This is a genomic window from Mycolicibacterium llatzerense, assembly GCF_000878195.1.
Classification (GTDB): domain Bacteria; phylum Actinomycetota; class Actinomycetes; order Mycobacteriales; family Mycobacteriaceae; genus Mycobacterium; species Mycobacterium llatzerense.
In genome coordinates this window covers 35198-58446 of record NZ_JXST01000031.1, presented here as the reverse complement: position 1 = coordinate 58446, position 23249 = coordinate 35198, and the positions used below count along the sequence as shown (strand labels likewise).

General features: G+C 67.4%; 23 protein-coding genes. 9 read left to right on the top strand and 14 right to left on the bottom strand.

Annotation, left to right across the window (positions count from 1 at the left end; translation table 11 throughout):
* Positions 1 to 7: 7 nt before the first annotated feature.
* Positions 8 to 877 carry a DMT family transporter gene (locus tag TL10_RS20485; protein ID WP_043987057.1) on the bottom strand — a complete coding sequence of 290 codons (870 nt, stop codon included), beginning with the start codon at positions 875 to 877 and terminating at the stop codon, positions 8 to 10.
* Between the two features lie 224 nt (positions 878 to 1101).
* On the opposite strand from TL10_RS20485, the gene TL10_RS20480 reads away from it, so the two are divergent.
* On the top strand, positions 1102 to 1410 hold the full coding sequence (locus tag TL10_RS20480) for a hypothetical protein (RefSeq protein ID WP_052506483.1): 309 nt from the start codon (positions 1102 to 1104) through the stop codon (positions 1408 to 1410).
* A gap of 131 nt (positions 1411 to 1541) precedes the next feature.
* Complete coding sequence (locus TL10_RS20475; protein WP_043392107.1) at positions 1542 to 1805, top strand: hypothetical protein; 264 nt, start codon at positions 1542 to 1544, stop codon at positions 1803 to 1805.
* 1 nt (position 1806) lies between these two features.
* On the opposite strand, the gene TL10_RS20470 is transcribed toward TL10_RS20475, so the two are convergent.
* The 3 genes from TL10_RS20470 to ripD form a co-directional block, all read right to left on the bottom strand.
* Positions 1807 to 3153: a sensor histidine kinase gene (locus TL10_RS20470; protein WP_276525130.1), complete on the bottom strand. Its 1347-nt coding sequence runs from the start codon at positions 3151 to 3153 to the stop codon at positions 1807 to 1809.
* A gap of 78 nt (positions 3154 to 3231) precedes the next feature.
* Positions 3232 to 3726: a thiol peroxidase gene (gene tpx / locus TL10_RS20465; protein ID WP_043392110.1), complete on the bottom strand. Its 495-nt coding sequence runs from the start codon at positions 3724 to 3726 to the stop codon at positions 3232 to 3234.
* 47 nt (positions 3727 to 3773) lie between these two features.
* Entirely contained in the window at positions 3774 to 4454 is a 681-nt protein-coding gene (gene ripD / locus TL10_RS20460) for an NlpC/P60 family peptidoglycan-binding protein RipD (protein WP_043392842.1), read from the bottom strand.
* A gap of 271 nt (positions 4455 to 4725) precedes the next feature.
* Between ripD and TL10_RS20455 the strand changes: the two genes are divergently transcribed.
* Positions 4726 to 5382 (top strand): MOSC domain-containing protein, encoded by a 657-nt coding sequence (locus tag TL10_RS20455; protein ID WP_043392112.1) that lies wholly within the window; start codon positions 4726 to 4728, stop codon positions 5380 to 5382.
* Positions 5383 to 5385: 3 nt separating this feature from the next.
* Here TL10_RS20455 and TL10_RS20450 read toward each other — a convergent pair whose 3' ends face one another.
* From TL10_RS20450 to TL10_RS20435, 4 genes are all read right to left on the bottom strand, one after another.
* Complete coding sequence (locus TL10_RS20450; protein ID WP_043392115.1) at positions 5386 to 6585, bottom strand: MFS transporter; 1200 nt, start codon at positions 6583 to 6585, stop codon at positions 5386 to 5388.
* Between the two features lie 65 nt (positions 6586 to 6650).
* A complete protein-coding gene (locus tag TL10_RS20445; protein ID WP_043392117.1) occupies positions 6651 to 7535 on the bottom strand; it encodes a LysR family transcriptional regulator in 885 nt (294 codons plus the stop codon).
* 62 nt (positions 7536 to 7597) lie between these two features.
* Positions 7598 to 9724: a catalase/peroxidase HPI gene (gene katG / locus TL10_RS20440; RefSeq protein WP_231575522.1), complete on the bottom strand. Its 2127-nt coding sequence runs from the start codon at positions 9722 to 9724 to the stop codon at positions 7598 to 7600.
* A 103-nt stretch (positions 9725 to 9827) separates the two neighbouring features.
* Positions 9828 to 10277, bottom strand: a complete 450-nt coding sequence (locus TL10_RS20435) for a Fur family transcriptional regulator (RefSeq protein ID WP_043392121.1) — start codon at positions 10275 to 10277, stop codon at positions 9828 to 9830.
* Positions 10278 to 10628: 351 nt separating this feature from the next.
* Between TL10_RS20435 and TL10_RS20430 the strand changes: the two genes are divergently transcribed.
* Complete coding sequence (locus TL10_RS20430; RefSeq protein ID WP_043987056.1) at positions 10629 to 11708, top strand: GGDEF domain-containing protein; 1080 nt, start codon at positions 10629 to 10631, stop codon at positions 11706 to 11708.
* On the opposite strand, the gene TL10_RS20425 is transcribed toward TL10_RS20430, so the two are convergent.
* Entirely contained in the window at positions 11698 to 12387 is a 690-nt protein-coding gene (locus TL10_RS20425) for an Rv0518 family GDSL lipase (protein ID WP_110789158.1), read from the bottom strand. The genes TL10_RS20430 and TL10_RS20425 overlap by 11 nt on opposite strands.
* 40 nt (positions 12388 to 12427) lie before the next feature.
* Positions 12428 to 13648 carry an acyltransferase family protein gene (locus TL10_RS20420; protein ID WP_043392127.1) on the bottom strand — a complete coding sequence of 407 codons (1221 nt, stop codon included), beginning with the start codon at positions 13646 to 13648 and terminating at the stop codon, positions 12428 to 12430.
* 206 nt (positions 13649 to 13854) lie between these two features.
* Here TL10_RS20420 and TL10_RS31295 point away from each other — a divergent pair, with 206 nt between their 5' ends.
* Positions 13855 to 14151: a hypothetical protein gene (locus TL10_RS31295; RefSeq protein WP_043392129.1), complete on the top strand. Its 297-nt coding sequence runs from the start codon at positions 13855 to 13857 to the stop codon at positions 14149 to 14151.
* A 33-nt stretch (positions 14152 to 14184) separates the two neighbouring features.
* Positions 14185 to 15336 carry an alkaline phosphatase family protein gene (locus TL10_RS20410; RefSeq protein WP_043987054.1) on the top strand — a complete coding sequence of 384 codons (1152 nt, stop codon included), beginning with the start codon at positions 14185 to 14187 and terminating at the stop codon, positions 15334 to 15336.
* Positions 15337 to 15380: 44 nt separating this feature from the next.
* On the opposite strand, the gene TL10_RS20405 is transcribed toward TL10_RS20410, so the two are convergent.
* Entirely contained in the window at positions 15381 to 15572 is a 192-nt protein-coding gene (locus TL10_RS20405) for a hypothetical protein (RefSeq protein WP_081936564.1), read from the bottom strand.
* A 211-nt stretch (positions 15573 to 15783) separates the two neighbouring features.
* Between TL10_RS20405 and yaaA the strand changes: the two genes are divergently transcribed.
* The 3 genes from yaaA to TL10_RS20390 all read left to right on the top strand — a co-directional run bounded on the left by yaaA (position 15784) and on the right by TL10_RS20390 (position 18638).
* A complete protein-coding gene (gene yaaA / locus TL10_RS20400; RefSeq protein WP_043987053.1) occupies positions 15784 to 16530 on the top strand; it encodes a peroxide stress protein YaaA in 747 nt (248 codons plus the stop codon).
* Between the two features lie 174 nt (positions 16531 to 16704).
* The gene (locus TL10_RS20395; protein WP_043987052.1) at positions 16705 to 17679 is read left to right on the top strand and encodes a TerC family protein; all 975 of its coding nucleotides are present in this window, start codon (positions 16705 to 16707) and stop codon (positions 17677 to 17679) included.
* 41 nt (positions 17680 to 17720) lie between these two features.
* Positions 17721 to 18638, top strand: coding sequence for an alpha/beta fold hydrolase (locus TL10_RS20390; RefSeq protein WP_043392140.1), 918 nt, complete (start codon positions 17721 to 17723; stop codon positions 18636 to 18638).
* A 16-nt stretch (positions 18639 to 18654) separates the two neighbouring features.
* On the opposite strand, the gene TL10_RS20385 is transcribed toward TL10_RS20390, so the two are convergent.
* Genes TL10_RS20385 through TL10_RS20375 form a run of 3 tightly spaced genes read right to left on the bottom strand, consistent with a single transcriptional unit; the run spans position 18655 to position 23146 of the window.
* Positions 18655 to 19956 (bottom strand): competence/damage-inducible protein A, encoded by a 1302-nt coding sequence (locus TL10_RS20385; protein ID WP_452297015.1) that lies wholly within the window; start codon positions 19954 to 19956, stop codon positions 18655 to 18657.
* 43 nt (positions 19957 to 19999) lie between these two features.
* The gene (locus tag TL10_RS20380) at positions 20000 to 20257 is read right to left on the bottom strand and encodes a hypothetical protein (RefSeq protein WP_390892799.1); all 258 of its coding nucleotides are present in this window, start codon (positions 20255 to 20257) and stop codon (positions 20000 to 20002) included.
* A gap of 6 nt (positions 20258 to 20263) precedes the next feature.
* A complete protein-coding gene (locus TL10_RS20375; RefSeq protein ID WP_052506482.1) occupies positions 20264 to 23146 on the bottom strand; it encodes a glycoside hydrolase family 2 protein in 2883 nt (960 codons plus the stop codon).
* Between the last annotated feature and the right edge of the window lie 103 nt (positions 23147 to 23249).

Below are 23249 nucleotides of genomic sequence, written 5' to 3'. Positions count from 1 at the left end.
CACGCGCTCACGCCTGAGCCGTGGCGACCGCCGGTTCCTCGTCTGCCGCCCCGAAGATCGCGATCGCCACCGCACCGGCGACCGCGGTGGCGAACGCCACCCCCACCAGCCAGCCGTAACCCGGTTTGGCCACATCGCCGAGCAGCAGAACGCCGACGACTCCAGGAATCACGGTCTCTCCCATGACAAGTGCGGCCGCCACGCCGTTCACCGAACCGATCTGCAGTGCGACGGTGAACAGATAGAAGCCGCCGCCACCGGCGATCACCACCGCCCATGCGGCCGGGTCGGAGATCAGGGCGTCCCAATGAAACGGGTCGAGCCCGTGGACGATCCGGACGGCAACCGCCATGGCGCCGTACAGCACCCCGGCGATCAGCCCCGCCGGCACCGCGGCCTTCTTACCGAGGACTTGGACGAGCACGACCCCGAACGTGAAGACGAGCACCGATGCGGCCAGCACGCTCCAGTGCATGTGCCGGCCCGGTACCTCCGTGCCGAGTTCACCGGCGCTGAATCCCAGAACACACAGCGCCACAAGGACTATGGCGATGGCGGCCCAATCGCGCGTACGCAGGCGCGCCTTGAGGACCACCACGCTCAGGACTGCGGTCACTGCCAGGTTGGCGCTCATGATGGTCTGTGACAGGAATAGCGGGATGAGCCGCGCCGACACCAAACTGCCGAGAAATCCCAGTCCGTCGAGCAGCATGCCGGCGAGGAACAGCGGCGCCAGGATCGCGGTCACCGTCGAGCGGAACGTCGGACCGGTTTCGGTCGTGTCGTCGACGGCCGTACGCGCGGCGTGGGACTGCAGAACCGACGCAGTGCCGTAGCTGAAGCAGGCGACCAGCGCTGCGATGACACCGATCAGCATTGCGCAGTTCCGACTCGAGGGAACCGAGGATTGGCAGCCATCGGCCAATTGTATGGAGCGCCATGAGGGCCAGGTTCATCCACGAGTCCCGGTCGGCGATCGCGCCCCAAATCGAGACCCACCACATACGTCAGGCACAGCTGATCCACAACCTGACGGCGTTCCATGATCAGACCGGAGATCGATGCCCTTCTGTCCAGCTCCGAGAACGGAGACGATTGACAATGAAATCACCGAAACTGATTGCCGGCCTGGCGATCGCCGGCAGCCTGGCGGCCGGCGCACTCGTATCGGGTACCGGAGTCGCCAGTGCCGACACGCGCATCGGCAACAGCCCGCTGCCTTCTGACTGGGGCCCGCCACCGCCACCACCCGGCCCTGGTTGGGGACCGCCGCCTCCGGACCACCACTGGGGTCCACCGGACCGGGATCGAAACTGGGGCCCGCCGCCACCTGATGGGAACCCGCCGGGCACCTGGAACGGTGGCTGGGAGCCCGACGGCGGTGTGTGCCTGTTCGGCGCCTGCATCTAGAACCGAAAGCCGTCGCCTAAGGCGTGCACAGGCCATACATAGCTTGACTAACGACAATGGCTACAGACCGAGAAACAGCGAGAACCGCAACGTTGTTGTGGCAATCGATTGAGTCGAGGAATGGAGTAGTCATGAAATCGATAAAGCTCATTGCAGGACTGGTCGTGGCCGGCGGACTCACCGCCGCCGCAGCGGGATTGGGTATCGGCACTGCCAGCGCCGATACCGGGATGACCCCGGTCCCGACGCGCTGGGGTCACGATCACGATTGGAACGGCCCAGGACCCGGCTGGGGTCCGCCCCCGCCTCCGGCATGGGGCTGGAACCCGCCGGGCACCTGGAACGGCGGCTGGGAACCTGACGGCGGATTCTGCATCTTCGCCGCCTGCATCTGACTCAGTCGGATTCGGGATGCGGCGCGGGTAGTTCCAGCAGCAGCCGGGCGCCGCCGAGCGGACTCTGCGTCAAAGACGCTGTGCCACCGTGCAGTTCGGCCTGCTGGGCAACCAATGCCAAGCCGAGACCGGAACCCGTGTGCGAGGCCGTCGACCCCCGGGCAAAGCGGTGGAACACTGCATCGCGTTCGTGTTCCGGTACACCTGTGCCGTTGTCGTCGATGGCGATCTGCACGCCATCGTGCGAGCTGACCGCCGACAGCTGCACGCGTGTCGCGCCGCCGTGCCGGACCGCGTTGTTGATCGCGTTGTCGACGACCAACCGGAGCCCGACGGGCAGCCCCAGCATCAGCACCGTCGCGGACGGCACGAGCGAGACGTTCAGGTCGGGGTACACCCGCACCGCGTCGTGGGCCGCCCGGTCGAGCAGCTCGGTGATGTCGACGGGGACCAGATCGTCGGCGGTGGTCAGCTCGCCCTGTGCCAGCCGTTCCAGTGCCGTGAGGGTCGCCTCGATGCGGCTCTGCGTGCGCATGACATCACCGATCACCTCGTTGCGTTGGTCCACGCCCAAATCGAGCGTGGACAGCACTTCGAGGTTGGTACGCATCGCCGTCAGCGGGGTGCGCAGTTCGTGCGAGGCCACCGACGCGAAGTCGCGGGCCGATTCCAGCGCGGCCTTGGTACGGGCCTGCTCCTCGCCGATGCGGGCCAGCATGCCTTCGACGGCCTCCGCGATCTCCACGGCTTCCGAGACGCCGCGCACGTGGACCTCTTCAGGTTTCGATTGCGAGTTGATCTGCCGGGCCTGCTGGGCCAGTTTGCGGAACGGATTGATCATCACGAACCACATCGAGCCGCCGACCAGGAACGTGCCGACGATGACCCCGCTGCAGATGGCCAGGATCCGAATGTGCAGCGTGCGGATCTGACGCTGCGCCTCGGACAGCGGTGCCCCGAGCGCGATCGACGCCGACCCTGTGCTGACGGTGCGGACCCGGTACTCGACGCCGTTGATCGTCGTGTTCGCGTATCCGTTCTCGAACTGCGGCAGCACGATGTCCTCGGGCATCGAGACCGTGGCGGCACCGATACGGACGGTGCGCACCAGCGAGCCCTCCGACTGGGGTGTCCCCGTGGGGCTCTGCTTGGCGATGCTCAGCAGGGTGTTGACGTCCGGCAAGCTGCTCAGGGAGTCCAGCCGGCGGTCGAGCTGGCTGTACTGGTCCTTGGTGACGCCGATCCACACCCAGGTACCGATGATCAGCACCGTCGCGACCACCGACAACGCGGCGACAACGACGATGGCCCGCAACGACAAGGCCGGTATCGGTGATCGCAGCTGCACCAGGTCATCATGCCCGATGCAAAAACGCGGACGGGGCACATGCCCCTGGCACGTGCCCCGTCCGTCGAAGAGCTGGTGTTACTTGGCGGCGGCCAGCGCCGCGTCGTAGTCCGGTTCCTGGGCGATCTCGGGGACCAGTTCGGTGTACGCCACGTTGCCGTCAGCGCCGATCACCACGATGGCGCGGGCGAGCAGACCGGCCATGGGGCCGTCGGCCAGCACGATGCCGTAGTCCTGGCCGAAGCTGTCGCGGAACGCCGACGCGGTGATGACGTTCTCGATGCCCTCGGCACCGCAGAAGCGCTTCTGCGCGAAGGGCAGATCCTTGGACACGTTCACCACGGTGGCACCGTCGGCCGCCGCGCGCTCGTTGAAGGTCCGCACGCTGGTGGCACACACCGGGGTGTCGATCGACGGAAAGATGTTGAGCACCACGGGCTTACCGCTGAACTGCTCGTTGGTGACCGCACCGAGGTCGACACCGGTCAGGGCGAAAGCCGGAGCCGCGGACCCGACAGCGGGCAGGTCGCCGACGGTGTTGAAGGGGTTTCCACGCAGGGTTATCTGTGCCATACCCGACAGTCTGTCAAGACCACGTCACGTTCGCAGCGTGGGGGTGGCTACTGCCACTCGATGATGCGGCTCAGGTACGGGTCCATGCCGTTGGTCCGCACCTGGGTCACCGACACGGAGGGCTCGGTGCCCTCGATCATCTGGCCGTTGCCGACGAACAGCGCGACGCTCTGCGAGCCGGCCGGTCCGTAGAACAACAGGTCGCCCGGCAGCGCCTGGTCCGCGGTGATCTTGCGGCCGACCTTGTACTGCTCGCCCGACGACCGCGGCAGCTTGATGCCGACGCCGGCGAACGCGTACTGGACCAGGCCGGAAGCATCGAACCCCGGCGTGGTCGGCACCGGCGTGATGGCGCTCGCCGCCGGCGTCGGGCCGAACAGGCCCGACAGGCCCGGGATGACGGCGTTGGACTGAGGCGCGGCCGCGGGCTGCGTGACGCCCATCGGTTGCAGGCCGACCTGAGGCGCCGGCTGGGCTACCGGGGCAGCCGCGGTCGTGACATTGGCCGGGGGCAGGCTGGGTCCGTTGGCGTTCCCGCCGCCGTAGACGAACGGCACCCCACGCTGCGACACCGCGCGCTGGATGACGAAGTCGATGGCCTGCCGGTGGGTACCGCCGGTCCAGGTGGTGTCGGCCGATGCGAGGGGCGCCGATACCAGCGGGGCCGCCACCGCCATGGGCGTCGCCAGCAGTGCTGCGCTCGCCACCATCACAATCATCCGTCGCATTTCGGCCACCTCTCTTCGTGCGCCACCGAGACGCACGACGCTGCGTGGTCTACGCAGGGCTCGCGTCCCCGGTGGTCCCTCTCACCACAAATTTCACTACCGTCACTTTTACCCCACACGCGCGCCTTATCCCACATAAATGCAGGTCAGCGCGCGATCTTTATCGAAAATGTGATCGAATGGTGACCAGAGCCAACGAATCTCGGGGCTGCGGGTGACCCGTGCCACTTGCTTCCGCGAACCGGCGCCGCGGCCCCTCTAGGCTTGTCGCATGGCAGCGATCCTGACGGTGAATCTGGCGGTCCCACAGCCGAACCCCGACAAGGACAAGTTGACCACCGGCATCGACAAGCGGCCGACGTCCGAGCCGGTGCCGGTGCGTGCGCCCGGACCCATGCACGGCGGCCTCGGCAGCGGCCTGGTCGGCGACACCATCGGCGACCAGCAGTTCCACGGCGGTGACGACCAGGCTGTGTACGCCTATGCGCGCGAAGACCTCGACGAGTGGCAGGCCCGCCTCGACCGGTCGCTGGCCAACGGTTCGTTCGGCGAGAACCTCACCACCGCCGGGCTCGCGGTGAACGACGCCCGCATCGGCGAGCGCTGGCAGATCGGCGACGACGGCCCCCTGCTGGAAGTCAGCCGGCCACGAATCCCCTGCCGCACCTTCGCCGCCTGGCTCGAAATCGGCGGTTGGGTCAAGACTTTCACCGCGCAGGCGGTGCCCGGTGCCTACCTCCGCGTGGTGACGCCCGGAACGCTGCGCGCGGGAGCCTCGATCGAGGTGGTGTCCCGCCCGGCGCATGACGTCACCGTCGCGCTGGTGTTTCGCGCCCTGACCCTGGAACCGGAGCTGCTGCCGAGCCTGCTGCCGGCCGATGCGTTGCCGGACGTGCTCAAGCAGCGAATCCAGCAGCGGGCGAACTAGCGCTCAGTCCCGCAGCACCACAGCGGCCGCCAGCCCTGCGACCACCTCGAGCAGCACGATGACGGCGGCCACCGCTGACCACCCGGCGGCGTCGAAGGCGATGCCGCCGACCCATCCGATGACACTCGATCCGGCGTAGTACGCCAAGTTGTACAGCGAGCCCGCCTGCGCCTTGCCGACCGTGGCCAGCTGTCCGGTCCAGCCCGATGCGGTGGCGTGGGCGCCGAAGAATCCCGCGGTGGCGACCAAGAGCCCGGCGAGGACCGTGATCACGTTGTGGCTCAGCGTGATCGCCACGCCGATACCCATCACCACGACACTGCCCAGCAGCACCGGACGGCGGCCGTAGCGACTGGCCGCGGACCCGGCCCACGCCGATGCCCAGGTGCCCGCCAGATAGGCCACGAACACCAGGCTGACGACGGTCTGCGGCAAGCCGAATGGCGCCGCGCTCAGGCGGAAGCCGAGGAAGTTGTACATCGCGACGAACCCGCCCATGAGCAGGAAGCCCTGCAGGTAGAGCACCAGTTGCCTGGGGTTTCGCAGGTTGGCGGCCAGGCGGTGCGCCAGCGAGCCCTCGGTATCCTCGTCGGCCGGCACGAACCCCTGAGGTTCGGGGGCCAGTCGCATGAAGCCGACAGCCGCTGCGCTGCAGAGCAATCCGACGACGAACATGGCCCACCGCCAGTCGGTGAGTTCGGCCACGGGCGCGGCCACCAGCCTGCCGAGCAGGCCACCGATGGTGGTGCCGGCCACATAGGTGCCCGCCGCCCGTGCGGCATGGCCGGCTTCGATCTCCTCGGTCAGATATGCCACCGCGATGGCGGGCACTCCCCCGAGCGCCAGGCCTTCGGCGAAGCGGCCGGCCAATAGCAGCTGGAACGTCGGCGCGAACGGCACCATCAGCGCCAAACCTGTTGCGACACAGACCGAGTAGGACATCGCCTGGACCCGTCCGATGCGGTCGGCCAGTGTCGACCAGCCGATCACCCCGACCGCCAGCCCGATCGTGGACGCCGACACCATGAGCGCCGACGCAGCCGCACCGGTATTCAGGCTGCGGGCGATCAGCGGCAGGACGGCCTGGGGCGAGTACAGCTGCGCGAAGGTCGCAACGCCCGCGCAGAACAACGCCCCGAGCAGCCTGCGATAGTCGGTGGACCCCCGCACGTGGCCGGTCCAGACAGGCGCTTCAACAGTCACGAAAGCAGGCTAGGAAGCCCGCCGATCATGTGTCCAATACATTAATCGAGGTCGAACCATGCGTTCTACGCATGATCAGCCGTGGTACTCACGAACTCCGCGAATCGTGCTGCGGCGGGCGACAATTCGCGACCCTTGACCCACGCCATGCCTATCTCGCGCTTGACCCGGGTATCGGACAATGGGACGTAGATCACCGAGGGATCGCCGCGGCCGGGCCGCGGCACCGGTACGACCGCCACTCCGAACCCCGCCGCGACCAATCCCTCCATCGTCGGTATCTCCATGGCCTCGAACGCGATCTCGGGCGTGATGCCGCTCTCGGCCCACACCTGATCGGTCAGCTGGCGCAGCCCGAAATCCGCCCCGAGCGCGATGAAGGTCTCGTCGGCCACCTCGCTCAAGCGCACCCGGGCGCGCCCCACCAACCGGTGTTCGGCGGGCACCGCCAGGCACAACCGTTCGACATACAGCACCCGCCAGCTGCACGGCACCTGCACCGGCCGCGGCGAAGTGATCGCCACGTCGGCCTGCCCCGTACGCAGCCGCTCCGCGATGTCGTGCGCCGCGCCCTGGAACAGCTCGAAGCGCACCGCGGGAGCCAGCGCCCGGAACTGCCGAAGCACTTCCGGCACAAACCAATTCGCGGTCGAATGCAGAAAGGCCAACCGCACCAGGCCGCTGTCCGGGTCCAGTAATGCGGCGATCCGGCTGCGTGCCGCATCCATTTCGGCGATGCCGCGGCGCGCGTGTTCGAGCATGATCTGCCCGTACTCGTTCAGCCGGAGCCGTCGGCCCGTGCGATCGAAAAGCGGTGTGCCGACCTGACTTTCCAGCCGGGCCAGGGCCCGTGACAACGTCGGTTGGGTGACGCCCAATTCTGCGGCGGCGTCGGTGACGTGCTCGGTCTCAGCCAGGACGACGAACCAGCGCAGTTCGTCGAGGAGCACAAAAGCACAGTACCCCGCGAGCGCGAAGGCTCACGGGGTACTGAGTCAGGTTGCTACGCCGGTCAGATGTCGAACCGGTCGGCGTCCATCACCTTCGCCCAGGCCGCGACGAAGTCCTTGACGAACTTCTCCTTGGCGTCGTCCTCGGCGTAGACCTCGGCCAGCGCCCGCAGCTGCGAGTTCGAGCCGAACAGCAGGTCGACCCGGCTGGCGGTCCACTTCGGCGCGCCGCTGGTCCGGTCGGTGCCGACGTAGGTGCCGTCATCGGCCGGCGACGGCGCCCACTTGGTGGACATGTCGGTCAGGTTGACGAAGTAGTCGTTGGTCAGGTGACCCACGTTCTGCGTCAACACGCCGAGGTCCGAACCGCCGTGGTTGGCGCCCAGCACGCGCAGGCCACCGATCAGCACGGCCAGCTCGGGACCCGACAGGCCCAGCAGGTTGGCGCGGTCGATCAGCCGGTACTCGGACGGCAGGGTGTCGCCCTTGCCGACGAAGTTCCGGAAACCGTCGCCCTTGGGCTCCAGGTAGGCGAACGACTCGACGTCGGTCTGGTCCTGGCTGGCATCGCCACGACCCGAGGTGAACGGCACCGCGACGTCGAAACCGGCTGCCTTGATGGCCTTTTCGACGCCGACGACGCCGCCGAGAACCACCAGGTCGGCGAACGACACACCGGTCGACGACGCCTGCTGGATCTCCTCGAGCTTGCGGATCACCGGTGCCAGCTCGTCGGGCTCGTTGACCTCCCAGCCGAGCTGCGGCTGCAGCCGGATGCGGCCGCCGTTGGCACCACCACGCATGTCGCTGGAGCGGAACGAGGCCGCTGCCTTCCACGCGGTGTTGACCAGCTGCTGTACCGACAGGCCGGACTCGGCAATGGCGGTCTTGAGGGTGGCGACGTCAGCTTCGGACAGCGACTTACCGGCCGGGACGACGTCCTGCCACAGCCACGTCTGCTTCGGTACCAGCGGGCCGAGGTAGCGCACCACCGGACCCATATCGCGATGCAGCAGCTTGAACCACGCCTTGGCGTATTCCTCGGCCAGCTCCTCCGGGTGATCCAGCCAGCGGCGCGTGATCTCGCCGTAGATCGGGTCGAACCGCATCGACAGGTCGGTGGTGAGCATCGACGGGTGGGTCTTGCCGGCCCCCTGCGCCATCGGCACCGAGTTGGCCCAGCCGCCATCCTTGGGCTTCCACTGGTTGGCGCCGGCGGGGCTCTTGGTCAGCTCCCACTCGTTGCCGTAGAGGATCTCCAGGAACGAGTTGTCCCACTTGGTCGGGGTATGGGTCCAGGTGACCTCGATGCCGCTGCTGACGGTCTCGTTGCCGACGCCTGGGTTGGCCCAACCCAGGCCCATCTGCTCCAGCGAGGCGGCCTCGGGCTCGGGGCCGTTCTCGATGTCGGTGGCGCCGTGGGTCTTACCGAAGGTGTGGCCACCGACGATCAGGGCGGCGGTCTCGACGTCGTTCATCGCCATGCGGCCGAAGGTCTCGCGGATGTCGATGGCAGCGGCCAGGTAATCCGGATTGCCTTCGGGGCCTTCGGGATTGACGTAGATCAGACCCATGTGGCTGGCGGCCAGCGGGTTCTCCAGCTTGGTGCGGTCGGTGCCGGCGTAGCGGTCCTGAGAACCGAGCCACTCGTGCTCCGAACCCCAGTAGATGTCCTCCTCGGGCTCCCAGAAGTCCGGGCGACCGAAGGCGAATCCGGCGGTCTTGAAGCCCATGTGCTCCATGGCGCGGTTGCCCGCGTAGACGATCAGGTCCGACCAGGAGATCTTCTTGCCGTACTTCTTCTTCAGCGGCCACAGCAGACGACGGGCCTTGTCGAGGCTGACGTTGTCGGGCCAGCTGTTCAGCGGGGCAAAGCGCTGCATGCCGCGACCGCCACCACCGCGACCGTCCTCGACGCGGTAGGTGCCGGCGGCGTGCCACGACATCCGGACGAACAGCGGACCGTAGTGGCCGAAGTCGGCGGGCCACCAGTCCTGTGAATCGGTCAGCAAAGCGTCGAAATCACGCTCGAAGGCCTCGAAGTCGAGGGTCTTGACGGCCTCGCGGTAGTCGTATCCCTCGTCCGTCGGGTCGATCGCCGGCGGGTTCTTCTGCAAGATCTTCAGGTTGACGGCGTTGGGCCACCAGTCGCGGTTGCTGCCTCCCTCGACGGGCGGCTTGATGCGCATCGGGCAACCGCCTTCGGCGGGCTCGGTCTGTGCTTCTCCGATCGGAGGGTGAGTTTCCTCAGGCACTGCACTTCCTTTCGCGGGTGGTGAAATTGGGCTGCGATCACGGATGTGATCGTGAAGTTGTTGCCGCCGCGCAGTCGGGACACACGCCCCAATAAATGACTTCGGCCTCGTCGACGACGAAACCGTCGAGCACACCGAGACTGTCTGACGGGGTCAGGCAGGGCGCTTCCCCGGTGGCACAGTCGATGTCGGCGATGGCGCCGCAGGAACGACACACGACGTGGTGGTGGTTGTCCCCCACCCTGGTTTCGTATCGAGCCACTGAACCTGAGGGCTGAATGCGGCGGATCAGCCCGGCGGTGGTGAGGGCAGCCAACACGTCGTAGACCGCTTGGCGGGATACGTCAGGCAGGATCGCGCGGACCGCGTCGAAGACGCTTTCCGTATCGGCGTGCGGCCGGCCGGACACCACCTCCAGTACTGCGAGGCGGGGCCGTGTCACACGGAGATCTGCGGAACGCAGCTGCTCCGTGTAGTCGGTCGTCACGTGTTCACTTCTACGCGCTTTTTTGGACTGAGTCAAGACTTGTGAGTGATTTGCGTCACGGCGCATCGGGCGGGCGCCAAACGGCGACCGTCATTCGCAGAGGTCAAAACCGTTGTTCCGCAGACACTTTAGGCGACGTGCTGCGCGCCCGCAGGAGAATCACCCGAACCGGCGAAACCGGCGCGCCAATTCGCCGACGGCTGCCGAGCCTCAGGCTGAGCGTCTGCGCAGAGTTTGCCGACGACCGCCGATACCACGTCACGCGGTTGTTAATCTGCTGCATATGCAACGGAGCGTGACACGCCTCCCGGTTCGCCGGTCGGCTGCAGCGGGAGACCGCCGGGTACCCGCATGACCGCTGCCGGACAGAATCACTACTACTGGCTCACCTCCCTGCTCGCCGCCCGCGGCCTGCAGACCCGAACCTGCCGGGTGATCGCCGCGCTCAACGCGCTGCTCGGTGTGGTTCCCGTGCTGTTGATGCTCAGTCCGGCCGGGCCGCACGGCCCGGTGCGCCAGGCGATCGCCATTGTGATCGGGGTCTTCGCGATCGGCGTCGGCGCCGTCTGGCTGCGGCATGCCTGGCCGTCCCAGCGGTTCTCGGCGGTGTCGGTGTCCCTCGGCGCCATTCCGATGAGCGCGGCCTGCCTGATCATGTCGGATCCGATGCTCGGACTCCTCGCGACCACCGCATTCATCTTTTCCAGTGGATATGTGGCCTTCCTGCACCGCCCGAGCGTCCTGGCCGGTCCGTGGACGCTCGGCGGACTCACCGCGGGCTACCTGGCGGTGCAGATCGCATCGGATGATCCCGCACTGGCGGTCTGCGCCGTCTTGATCATCGCGCTGCTCAATGTCTTCGTGTTCTTCACCTGCAGAGTGGCGATCGGGCTCAGCTCAACGGACATCCACCACAGCGAGATCGAACCGCTGACCGGTCTGCTCAACACCGACGGCTTGTACTCGCGCGCCGCCAATCTGCTCGCGGCCCGCAACCGGCAGGACGACCGTCACATGGTGCTGGCCGTCGTCAGCATCGACAGCTTCCCGCTGCTGTCGTCGATGTCCGGACCCCGGCGCGCCAACCGGGCCCGCATCGACGTCAGCCAGGCGCTGCGGGAGACGGTGCGCCGCAATGCGATCGCCGCGCACATCTCCGACAGCGACTTCATCATCGCGGACACCTTCACCACCCCCGATGCGTCGCCACTGATCGACCGCGTCCAGGGCGCCATGAAGTCCACGCCATCACGGGTGACCGCGAGCATCGGCGTGGTGGTCACGCCATTGGCCCCGCTGACGGTTCACCCGCCCGAGATCGTCATCGACGCGTTGCTGGCCGCCGCGGCGGGAGCCATGGAACATGCCCGCGAGGACGGCGGCAACGACGTCCGCTACGACGTGCGGGACGACCTGCCGATCAACGAATAGGCAGTTCGGCTCGGATCCGCGGTGCGATGAGGCCCGCCAGGTAATCGTGTCCGGCGTCGGTCGGGTGGACGCCGTCGGGCGCGATCAGATCGGGACGGTCGACGAACCAGCGCTCGGCGATCGGGTCGATGAACGTGGCGCCGGCCACCCCGGCCTGCATTCCCAGCACGTCTCGAATCTGCAGCACCGCGGGCGGCACGTCGGCCGTGGGCCACGGCGGCCCGATCACCAGCAGCTTGGCACCGGGCGCCGTCGCCCGCGCCTGCATGAACGCGTCGTGTGCCATCCCCGACAGCTGCATGAGGTCGGCTCCCTGGTCGTTGCGGGAGCCGAAGAACACCACGAGGGCGTCGTCCGGCCGCACCGCACGCGCCGTCAGATCCCGGAAGATGCTGCCGTGGTCGCCGCGCACCACGTACCCGGCCCGGCCTTCGGCCGCGACGTCGGCGATGATCGGCACCCCCCACGCATCCAGGTTCCGGTCCGCTTGCGCCGGCCAGCTCCGCGGACCCTGGCCCCCGAAATTGGTGCCATTGGTGTACGAATCACTGATCACCGCGACGCGGTCGGGTGGCGTCCCGGGACGCACGCTCGAGTATGCGTGCGCCGACCCGGGTGCGCTCACCACGGACACCACGCACAGCACAGCTGCCAGCAACAAAGCGGTCAGATGACGCACTGCTCTCCCATGATCCAGTCGGTCCTGCGACGTTTTCCGGTCAGCCTGCCCGTTCGGCGCGCTCGACGTCGTCGTCAGATATCGCCTGTAGTTTACGTTGTCCTGCAACAGCTTTCGATCCGTCCGCCGGGCCGACCATGCGGCGCATCCAGTGCCGTGCCGGTTCTTCGACGTAGTGGAACAGCACCACCGCGCCGGCGAAGGAGCCGGCCAGCAGCGCCAGCACGATGAACTTGGTCCCCCAGCTCGCGGTCATGTCGATGCGGTACTGGGCAGCGGCCCAGTTCCAGCTCTGGTGCACCAGCTCGTGGACCATGTACAGGCTGAACGACACCTTGCCGCCGTAGACCATGACCCGGGTCGACAGCAGCGCGGGCAGGGTCCCGGTGCCGACCGACAAGACCACCACCAGCGGCAGGAAGAAGATGTCGACGAGGCCGAAGTCGTCCCGGATCGTCGGGATCGGATGGGCGTCGAACCAGTACACGAGGCCCACGATCACAGCCAGCAGCACCACCGACAGCACGCCTGCGACGGTCCGGCCGCGATCGGTCAAGTTCAGCTTGCGCACGGCGGCGCACGCCAGGGCACCTGCCGTGAACTGCAGGACGATGCGCGGCAGCCAGCTCCAGGGCGTGTAGAACTCGCCTGTCGCGGCCAGGAAGAGTATCGGCGGCAGCGTCGCGGCGAACGCCAGCCACAGCAGGGCGCGCGCCCGGCTGGCCCGGGCGACCCGGAACAGCACGATGACGAGCAGCCCGAACATCAGGTAGGCCAGCCATTCCGCGCTGATCGACCAGGCCGGGCCGTCCCAGCTGGAGTTGTCGAAGTACGGCACCACCCACAGCTGGACCAAGAACAGCTGGCGCAGGTAGTTGGGGCCGGTGAGGGTGGCCGCCGCCTGCGACGGGAAATCACCGACGTTGAGGGTGAAGATGATCCAGGCGACCGCGAGGTGCATGGTGACCAGGTAGACGGGCCAGACCCGGGCCAGGCGCAACCAGAGGAAATGCAGCGTCGCGCGGGTCGACCAGGCCGGACCCATGCGCTCGAGGTAATTCCAGGTCAGGACGAAACCGCTGAGGATGAAGAACAGGTCCACGCCCTGGGCGCCGCAGTCGAGAATCGGCGCGAGGGCCTCGCTCAAGGGCGGTGATGCCTGCTGCAGCAGCGGACGAAAGTGGAACAGCACCACCCACACTGCGGCGACGATGCGCAGGCCGGACAGTGCCTTGATCTCACCGCTCGGCACAACACTCATGACGGGAAAAGGGTAACAGCGGTGACGACGTGGACCCGGATCGGAAACCTGTGACTTTCCTTGGCTGACACTCCCGACCGCGGGGTACCCGATCGAAATTTTTTGTCGGCGAAAATGGCGTTGCTACCAGTAAGGCTGCTCACAGAATTCAACTGAGAGGGCATCAGTGGCTGGAATATCCAGCCTTTCGGGAGCATTCTGTAGACATGCTAATTAGGCGGAAGTTCACGACATCGGCGGTCGCCGCGGTGGCCGCCACAGCAGCGATAGTGGCCGCTCCAGCGGCTGCGATGACGCTCTCCGGAAGCTTCGGCCCGGACCGGACTGTGGTTGCCGACAACGGCTACGGCGGACCTGACGGCCAGGGCGGCGGAGGCGGCTGCGGCGACGGAGCCAACTGGCGGGGCTGCGGCGGCTGGAGCCCGGGCACCGGCGGATTCGGCCACGGCTGCATCAACGGCATCTGTGGCGGCTGGGACGGCAATCGCGGCTGGGGCGGATAGCCCCTCACACCCGAAATCCCTAAGCTCGCGGCCATGGATGTGCCGAGCCCGTCACCTGACGTATTGCATCTGGCCGACGTGGTGCCCGCCGTGTTGGCGGCGATGGGAGTGACTGACGCCCAACGCGAAGGCGTGCACCACCACATCGACCTGCCCGACGACATTCGGGGCGCGTGCGTCCTGCTCATCGACGGGCTCGGGGCCCAGTTGCTCGACACCTACGCCGACGACGCCCCCGTGCTCGCCGGACTTCGCGGCCGGAATCTGCGTGTCGGTTACCCCTCGACCACCAGCGCGGGCCTGGCGGCGGTGGGCACCGGCCGGCGCTCGGGCGAGCACGGCATGGTGGGTTACTCGTTCCGGATTCCCGACCACGGGGTGGTGAACGCGCTGCGCTGGACACCGCATCCGTTCGGCGCCGATCTGCGCGACGTGCTGGTGCCCGAGGACGTCCAACCGCTGCCGACCACGTTCGGTCAGGCCGCCGCTGCCGGCATGGCCGTCAGCGTCATCTCAGGTGCCGAATTCACCAATTCGGGATTGACCCGGGCGGTGCTCCGCGGCGGACAGTACGTCGGGGTGCATCGGCTCGGTGACCTCGCGGCGCGGGTGCAGCAAGCCGTCGCCGATGGCGGATTCTGCTACGGCTATCACGCCGATCTCGACATGCTCGGCCATCTGTACGGCGCTGGGTCGACGGCCTGGCGAATGCAGTTGCGGCAGGTCGACCGGCTGGTCGAATCGATCGTCGATGCGCTACCGGCCGGTGGACTGCTGGCGGTCGTGGCCGACCACGGCATGGTCAACCTCGACGAAGCCGACGTCGTCGACCTCGATTCGCGTCCGGATCTGCTGGACGGCGTGGTCGCCGTCGCCGGAGAAGCCCGGGCCCGGCACGTCTACGTCGCCGACGGGGCGGCCGACGCGGTCGCCGAACGCTGGCGAGAAACGTTGGGCGCCAAGGCCTGGGTCCGCACCAAAGAGCAGGCCATCGCCGAAGGTTGGTTCGGTGCGCGGGTCAGCGACGCGGCGCGGAGCCGGATCGGTGACGTCGTGGCAGCGGCGCGGGACAACGTGGGATTGGTGCGTCGGACGGTCGAACCTCTGGAATCAGCCCTGATCGGACAACACGGGTCGTGGACGGATGCCGAGCAGCTGGTCCCGCTGCTCATCGCGGGTGGTTGACCGGCGGCTTTTGGGCTCGGACAACCGAGAGGGAAGGCGCCGGATTACTCCGGCTTCAGATGCGCGTCGTCGGCGAAAACCAGGGTTCCGCTGTCGAGCAGGACAGCCCAGCGGCGTGCCGCGTCGACAATATGGTTCTCGCCGACATCGACCGAATATCCCGCATGATCGCCGTAATCCTCGACGATCACGCCACGCACGTCCTTGGCGTCGCCGCGGTTGACACGAACCCGCATGTCAACGGCGAACTTGGCGTTCCTACCCATAACCACCCCAGCATTCCCTGGTAATCACCGCAGGTACGGAACCTCGGCCTACCGACCTCAGCCCCGACGTCAGTAGGTACCGAACTTTAGGCCACCTCGACCACAGCGGCAAAGCAAACACCCACGATTGACACGTTGATGGTACGCGCCGTACCAATCGCCGTCGGATACCGTCTTCGCCGTGATCGTGCTGCTACCGCCCTCGGAGACCAAGCGCCCAGGTGGCGACGGACCACCGCTGCGGATCGGCACGCTGAGTGTGCCGGAACTCACGCCGCTACGGACGGCCCTCGTCGACGAACTCGTCGCGCTCGCCGCCGATCCGGAAGCCAGCCGCAAAGCCCTCGCCATCTCCGCTTCGCAGGATTCCGAGATCGCCCGCAACGCGGAGCTGCTCACCGCCCCGACCATGCCGGCCATCGACCGTTACACCGGGGTGCTGTACGACGCCCTCGACGTCGGGTCGCTGCGCGGTGCCACCGCGACCCGCGCCCGTGCCCGCCTGGCAGTCGGATCGGCCCTGTTCGGGCTGCTGCGCGCTGACGACCCGATTCCGGCGTACCGACTGTCGGCATCGTCGAAGCTGCCCGCGGGCGGCACCCTGGCCAGCCGGTGGAAGCCCGTCCTGGAACCCGTGTTGGCCCAGCTCCAGGAGCAGGAACTCATCGTCGACCTGCGGTCCGGCTCATACGAGGCGCTCGGCAAGATCCCCGGCGCGGTGACGGTCGACGTCTACACCGAACACCCCGACGGGCGCCGCACCGTGGTCAGCCACTTCAACAAGGCCCACAAGGGCCGGTTGGCGCGTGCCCTGGCCGGCAGCCGGGCCGAACCGAGCGACGCCGCCGCGGTAGCCGCCGTCGCACGTCGCGCCGGCATGCGGGTCGAGCGCGACGGCGCACAACTGACCGTGCTGGTCACGGCGTGACACCCCGCCGCAGCGCCGGCCCCGACGACCGTCTGCGATAATGGATGCCGAGGGGAGTATTCCTTCGCCGCGGTGTCGTCATCACGTTGCCCAACGTCGGGTAGCCGGTGCTGCGGGCCGTTGCGGCGGCGGTAGAGACCTCGGTCGCTCACTGACGCCCGGAGGCGCCCCCGCATGAATGTTTCTACGCTTGAATGGTCCATCACCCTCGGGGTGACGATCGCTGTACTCCTCTTCGACGTGGTGGTGATCGGCCGCAGGCCACACGAACCAACCACCCGCGAAACCGCCGGCTACCTCGCCACCTACATCGGGCTCGCGATCGCGTTCGGCATCTGGGTGTGGCGCTTCCACGGCGGTGACTACGGAGTTCAGTTCTTCGCCGGCTGGCTCACCGAATACAGCCTGTCGGTCGACAACCTCTTCATCTTCCTGATCATCATGGCCAGCTTCAAGGTGCCCAGGGTCCTGCAGCAGCAGGTCCTGCTGATCGGCATTATCCTGGCGCTGATCTTCCGCGGCATCTTCATCGCCCTTGGCGCCGTTGCGATTTCGCAGTTCTCCTGGATCTTCTACGTCTTCGGCGCGTTCCTGGTGTACACGGCGGCCAAGCTGGTCCGCGACACCGAGCACGACGACGACGCCGAGAACTCGATGGTGCGGTTCGCCCGCAAATACCTGAAAGCCTCCGACCAGTGGGACGGCTCCCGGCTGCACACCGTGGTGAACGGCAAGCGGGTACTGACCCCGATGATTCTGGTCATCATCGCCCTCGGCACCACCGACCTGCTGTTCGCGCTCGATTCGATCCCGGCGATCTACGGCCTGACCCAGGAGCCGTACCTGGTCTTCACCGCGAACGTCTTCGCGCTGATGGGTCTGCGCCAGCTGTACTTCCTGCTCGGCGACATGCTCAAGCGGCTGGTGTACCTGTCGCAGGGCCTGGCCTTCATCCTGGCTTTCATCGGCGTGAAGCTGGTCCTGCACGCGCTGCACGAGAACACGCTGCCGTTCATCAACGGCGGTGAGCCGGTGCACGTGCCGCAGATCCCGACGCTGCTGTCGTTGGCGGTCATCATCGTCACGCTCATCGTGACGACGGTGGCGAGCCTGTGGAAGACGCGCGTCGACGCCCGCAGCGCGGGGTAGCCGCAGGCCGCCGCAGGTTCCGGGGGTGCGACAATTCGGCCATGGTCATGTCGATTGAGCGCCCGAAGCTGGAAGGCAACATTGCCGTCGGCGAGGACCGCCAGATCAGTTTTGCCGAGTTCGGGAACCCGCAGGGACGAGCGGTGTTCTGGCTGCACGGGACACCCGGCGCGCGCCGGCAGATCCCGACCGAGGCCCGCACCTTCGCCGCGCGCAAGAACATCCGGCTGATCGGCATCGACCGGCCGGGCATCGGCTCGTCGACTCCGTACCAGTACGAGAACGTGCTCGGATTCACCGACGATCTGCGGACCATCGCCGACACCCTCGGCATCGACCGGTTCGCGGTGATCGGCCTGTCCGGCGGCGGCCCCTACACGCTGGCCACCGCGGCCGCGATGCCCGACCGGGTGGTGATGGCCGCGGTGCTCGGCGGCGTCGCCCCCTTGATCGGTGAGGACGGCATCAGCAGCGGGCTGATGGAGCTGGCCAAGATCGTCCGTCCGGTCCTCGAGGTCGCCGACACCCCCATCCGCTGGGTAGCGGGGTCACTGATCAAGCTGATCGGGCCGTTCGGCTCCCCCGCTCTCGACCTGTATGCCCGGATTTCTCCGGACGGTGACCGAAACCTGTTGAGCCGTCCGGAGTTCAAGGCGATGTTCCTCGACGATCTGCTCAATGGCAGCCGCAAGCAGCTGGCGGCGCCGTTCGCCGACATCGTGGTGTTCGCCCGCGACTGGGGCTTCCGGCTGGAGGACATCAAGGTGCCGGTGCGCTGGTGGCACGGCGATGCCGACCACATCGTGCCCTACGCCCACGGCGAGCACGCGGTGGCGCGGATTGCCGATGCCGAGATGTACACGCTGCCAGGCGAAAGCCACCTGGCAGGGCTGGGCGTACCCGAAGACATCCTGACCAAGATTCTCGAGGTCTGGGACGCCGACCTGGCCGCGCAGTAAGGGTCAGGCTGCTCCGTCAGACACTGACGGGCAGACCGCTGAGCACCCGGCGCAGCATGTGCATCGCAACGGTCGTCGACCGCTCACGGATATCCGCCCGGTTACCCGGCAGGTGAATTGTCCGCGTCTGGGTCGTGCCGTCGGCCAGGCCCACACTGAAACACACTGTGCCGACCGGCTTTTCCTCACTGCCGCCGCCGGGACCGGCGATGCCGGTGATGCCCACGGCGATGTCGGCACCGAATCGCCGCAGCGCGCCGGCCGCCATGGCCTCGGCGACCGGTTCGGATACCGCACCGTGGGTGGCGATCAATGCGGGATCGACGCCGAGCAGCTCGGCCTTGGCCTCGTTCGAGTACGACACGACGCCACCGGCCAGGTAGGCCGACGAGCCGGGCCGGTCGGCCAACCGGGCCGCGAGCAGGCCGGCTGTGCACGACTCGGCGGTCGCGATGGTGCGGCCCGAAAGCAGTTGCGCCACTTGGTCATCGACCAAGGTTCCGTCCTCGGAGTAGACGTCCCGCGGATGGCGCTCGCGGAGCAGCGCGGCCAGTTGCCGGTAGCTCTCGGCGGCGTCGGGTTCATAGCGGGTGACGATCTCCAGCTCGCCGCGGCGCAGACACGTGGTGATCTCCAGGCCCGCGAAACCGGGCACCAGGGTTTCCGCATCCCGCAGGGTTTCGGCCAGCCCGGACTCGGGCAGGCCGAACATCCGGATGGTCTCCTGCCGGTAGATGGTGCGCCCGGCGACCGCCCGCTGGGCCGTCGCCGTCTCGATGGCGCGGTGCCACATCGGCCGTAGTTCGCGGGGCGGCCCGGGGAGCACGATCACCGTCGGCCCGCCCCCGGCCCGGGTGACCACGACGCCCGGCGCCGTACCCACGGGGTCCAGAATCTCGACGCCGTCGGCGCTCCCACCCTTGGGCACCAGCGCCTGCTTGCGGTTGGCCGCGCGCACCGCGTCGAAGTCGGCGCCCGGGAACCGGCCCATGAAGGACCGCAAGATTTCTGCGATGCGTTCCTCGAGCGGCTCGTCGAGCACCAGCTCGCGGCCACAGAACTTGGCGACCACGGCGACGGTCATGTCATCGGCCGTCGGTCCGAGACCGCCGCTGGTGACGATCAAGTCGACGCCCTGGCCGGCGAGGAAATTCAGTTGGGCCTCAATGTCTTCGGGCCGATCGCCACAGATGGTGATGTGGGCGAGTTCCACGCCGAGTTCCAGCAACTGATCCGCCAGCCACGGCCCGTTGAGATCCTGGACCCGCCCGGTGAGAACTTCGGTCCCGGTCACCACGATGCCCGCACGCACACCCATGGCGATCACAGTACGACGGTGCCGGACGGTACTGCGGACTGAGTCAGCCCGCCAGCCAGGCGCGCACGGTGTCGAGGTCGCGCGTGTAGGTCTCCATGATGTCGTCCTGGAAGCGGGAGCTGCCGCTGATCGCGTGGTCACCCTGCCAGATGACCCGGACCCGGGACGCGCCACGCAGGTAGATATCGACGCGGTCGTCCGTACGGCGCTGCCACCCCTTTTCGGCGGTGTATGCGGCGAGTGCGGAACGTTCGTCAGCCACCTCGTGGGCCATCAGCTTCTCCTTCGTCTGTGCGTTCATCATGTCTCATGCGCCGGGCCGCGGGACCCGCGGTACCGCGTCGGGCGCCGCGGGCCGGACGTCCGGCTCGGCCAAACCCGGGTCGGTCACCGCGGCCCGCGCTGCGGCGTCCGCCGAGTCGGACGGCCTGGAGCCGCCCGTAACCGGGACTGTCACCGGCGGCGTGTTGTAGCCACCGACCCGGACCCAGCCCGCGTTCACACCCGGTTTCGGCACCAGCCCGCGAACATGGGCGGTCTCCCCCGGATACACGGTGACGTAGTTGTCGCTGTACTCGATGGGCAGGATCTCGTCGGCGTCCGGAGCGGAGGTCAGCTCTGCCCGCTCGAAGAACGCGACCTGCTTGGTCGGGTTGCGCAACGTGATGTCGACGACCTGCTGGCCGGCATCGTTCATCGAACCGGCGGCGCTGACGTCGAGCCGGGCCTTCTGCATATAGTTCAGCGGCGTCATGTCGGCCCATGCGGTCTGGTGCAGCTCGAACGCGACGTCCTTGCCCGGTTCGCCGATGTCGTCCTGCTGCGACTGCCAGTAGTCGTTGTTCGCAATGACCGCGCCGGCAGGGTTCACCAGCTCGGCCCGGACGAAGAAGACCCGGGAATCGGGCACCACCCGCGGCAGCGTCAGGGCCACCGCGGCGGCGCCCGAGACCACGTCGTACGGGTCACTGATGCGGTCGTCGCGCATGGTCCCGTTGATGTCGTACACCCGCGTACGGACGCGGAGCCCGACGACGTTCTCCGGGCTCTGGTTGACAATGCTCACCTTGGCGGTGCTGTGATCGCCGGTGGCGTACGAGTCGAACGTGACCGACAGCGGCTGCAGGCCCTTCTTGGCTCCGTAGTACGCACCGCCGGGCCGTAGGTAGTAGTCGAAGATGTTGCCGAAGAACGACGGCCAGTGGTTGTTGAGCATCCAGTAGATCGTCATCTTGCGGTCCGCCCAGCCCAGAGCGGCGAACGACTCGAACTGGGCCCGGGTCGCCTCGTAGTGGGCCAGCTGTGCCTTGCGCGCGAATTCCTCAGCGCCAGTGGATGATCCGTATCGCTGGACGATCGCGGTGCGGATGCTCGCCAGGGCCTCGTTACCGGGGTTGGAACCGGCGTGGAAGTACCACATGTCGTTGATCGGCCAGAGCTTGTCCGGCGGAATGAACTTGCGCAGGCTCGCGAACGGCGGGATGTGCTCGTTGTCGCCCTGCTCGGCCGACGCTCCCCGGGCGGCGGCGTAGCTGCCGTCGAACCAGTACGCGGGCGCCCGCCAGGTGTACGGGCCGGCCATCTGGATGCCGTCCCACAGCCGGTTACCCGACGAATCGGTGGTGTACGACGACACCGTGTCGACAACGGCGTTCTGCCAGTGCAACTTTCGCAGAATGTCGTGGTACTGCGCCAGGATGTCGGCCGGCGGGTGCCCGTCGCTGGCGTTGGCCCAGACGAATGCCGACGCATGTGACCGCAGCATCAGGATCTGCGAGCGCAGACTGTCCTGCGCGACCCGGTGAGCCTCCTGGTTCCACTGTGGCCATTTCTCCCACTGGTTACAGCACATCCAGCCCACCATCAGCGGGATGCCCAGTTCGTCGGCCCGCTCGATGAAGCGCGCACCGGGAATCTTGGATTCCATCCGGATCATGTTCAGACCCAGATCCTTGACGTAGCGCAGGATCGCGTTGTCGCGGTCGGGATCGTCGCGGTACAGCAGGTCGGGAGTGTAGGTCGCCCCGCGCGCCAGGAAGTCCCGGCCGTTGACCTTCAGATAGAAGTTGCCGCCCGAACCCAGCTGCGGGAACTCCTCGCTGCCGTCGCGGCCCTGCTCGATGGAGCGGATGCCGAACCGCTGTTTCAACTCGTCAGTGGTCTGGCCGTACTGCAGGAACTGCACCCGCAGGTCGTAGAGGTCGGGCTTGCCCATCGTGTACGGCCACCACAGGTCGGGATTGCCGATCCGCAGCGCCTCGTAGTCGCCTGCGCTGAAGGTGACGTCACGGCTCTCCCCCGGCCCGAGCGAGACCGGTCGCTCGATCTCGATGTCCGTCTTACCGGCACGGGTGATGGTCGCCCGCACGACGCCGTTGACCCGTTGGTCGGAGTAGTTGGTCAGGCCGGACCGGACGCTCAGCTGGGCGCTGTCGGTACGCGGCAACGGCAGCTGGCTGTTCACGGTGGCATCGGTGATCGCCACATCGCCGGACATCTTCAGGGTGACCGGTTTGAGGATGCCGGCATTGCGGTCCGCGACGAACGAATTGCCGTTGGCCGGGTTCTTCCCCGGTCCCTGGTAGCCGAGGTAGTTCCAGTTGATCCAGTCGAACCAGCTGTCGGCCAACTCCACGCCGTCGACATCCTGCAGCGCCCGCTCCGGGGTGACCTTGACGGCGAGCGTGTTGGCCCGGCCGCGATCGATCCACTTCGACACATCCAGGGTGTGGTCGACGTACATGCCGGCGATCTGCCCGCTGTCGGCGATCCGGTGCCCGTTCAGCCAAATCTCGGCCCGGTAGTTGATGCCAGGGAAGTTCAGCCGGTACGTCGAGTGCCCGGCCGGCGCGACGAACGTCGTGCGGTACCACCAGTCCTGCTTGTACAGGTCCTGCGGCACTTTGGTCAGCAGGTTGTCGCCGTAGTAGAGGTCCGGGTAGGTGCCGTCGTCCTCGAGCGCCTGCAGCACCGTCGCCGGCATGTGCCGCACCTGGTGCCAGCCGGCACCGGTCGCGCCGAACCCGTCGGTGCTGAGCTGCGCTCCGGTGGCCGCCAGGCCCTGCGCCGAGGCCAGCTGCCAACCCTGCGCCAACTCGACCTCGGCGGCCGGGCTCATGGGCCTCAGCAGGCGCGGCAGATCACCGGTACAGGCGAACAGCAGCACCAGGAAAATGACAGCACCCAGCACTGCACCGCGGCGCAACTCGGTTGATATAGCCCTGCTCCCTCCGGATCTGAACGCGCTTCAACAAGGGGGATACGCGATGTGGGGGCTCCTCATTGTGCCCCGT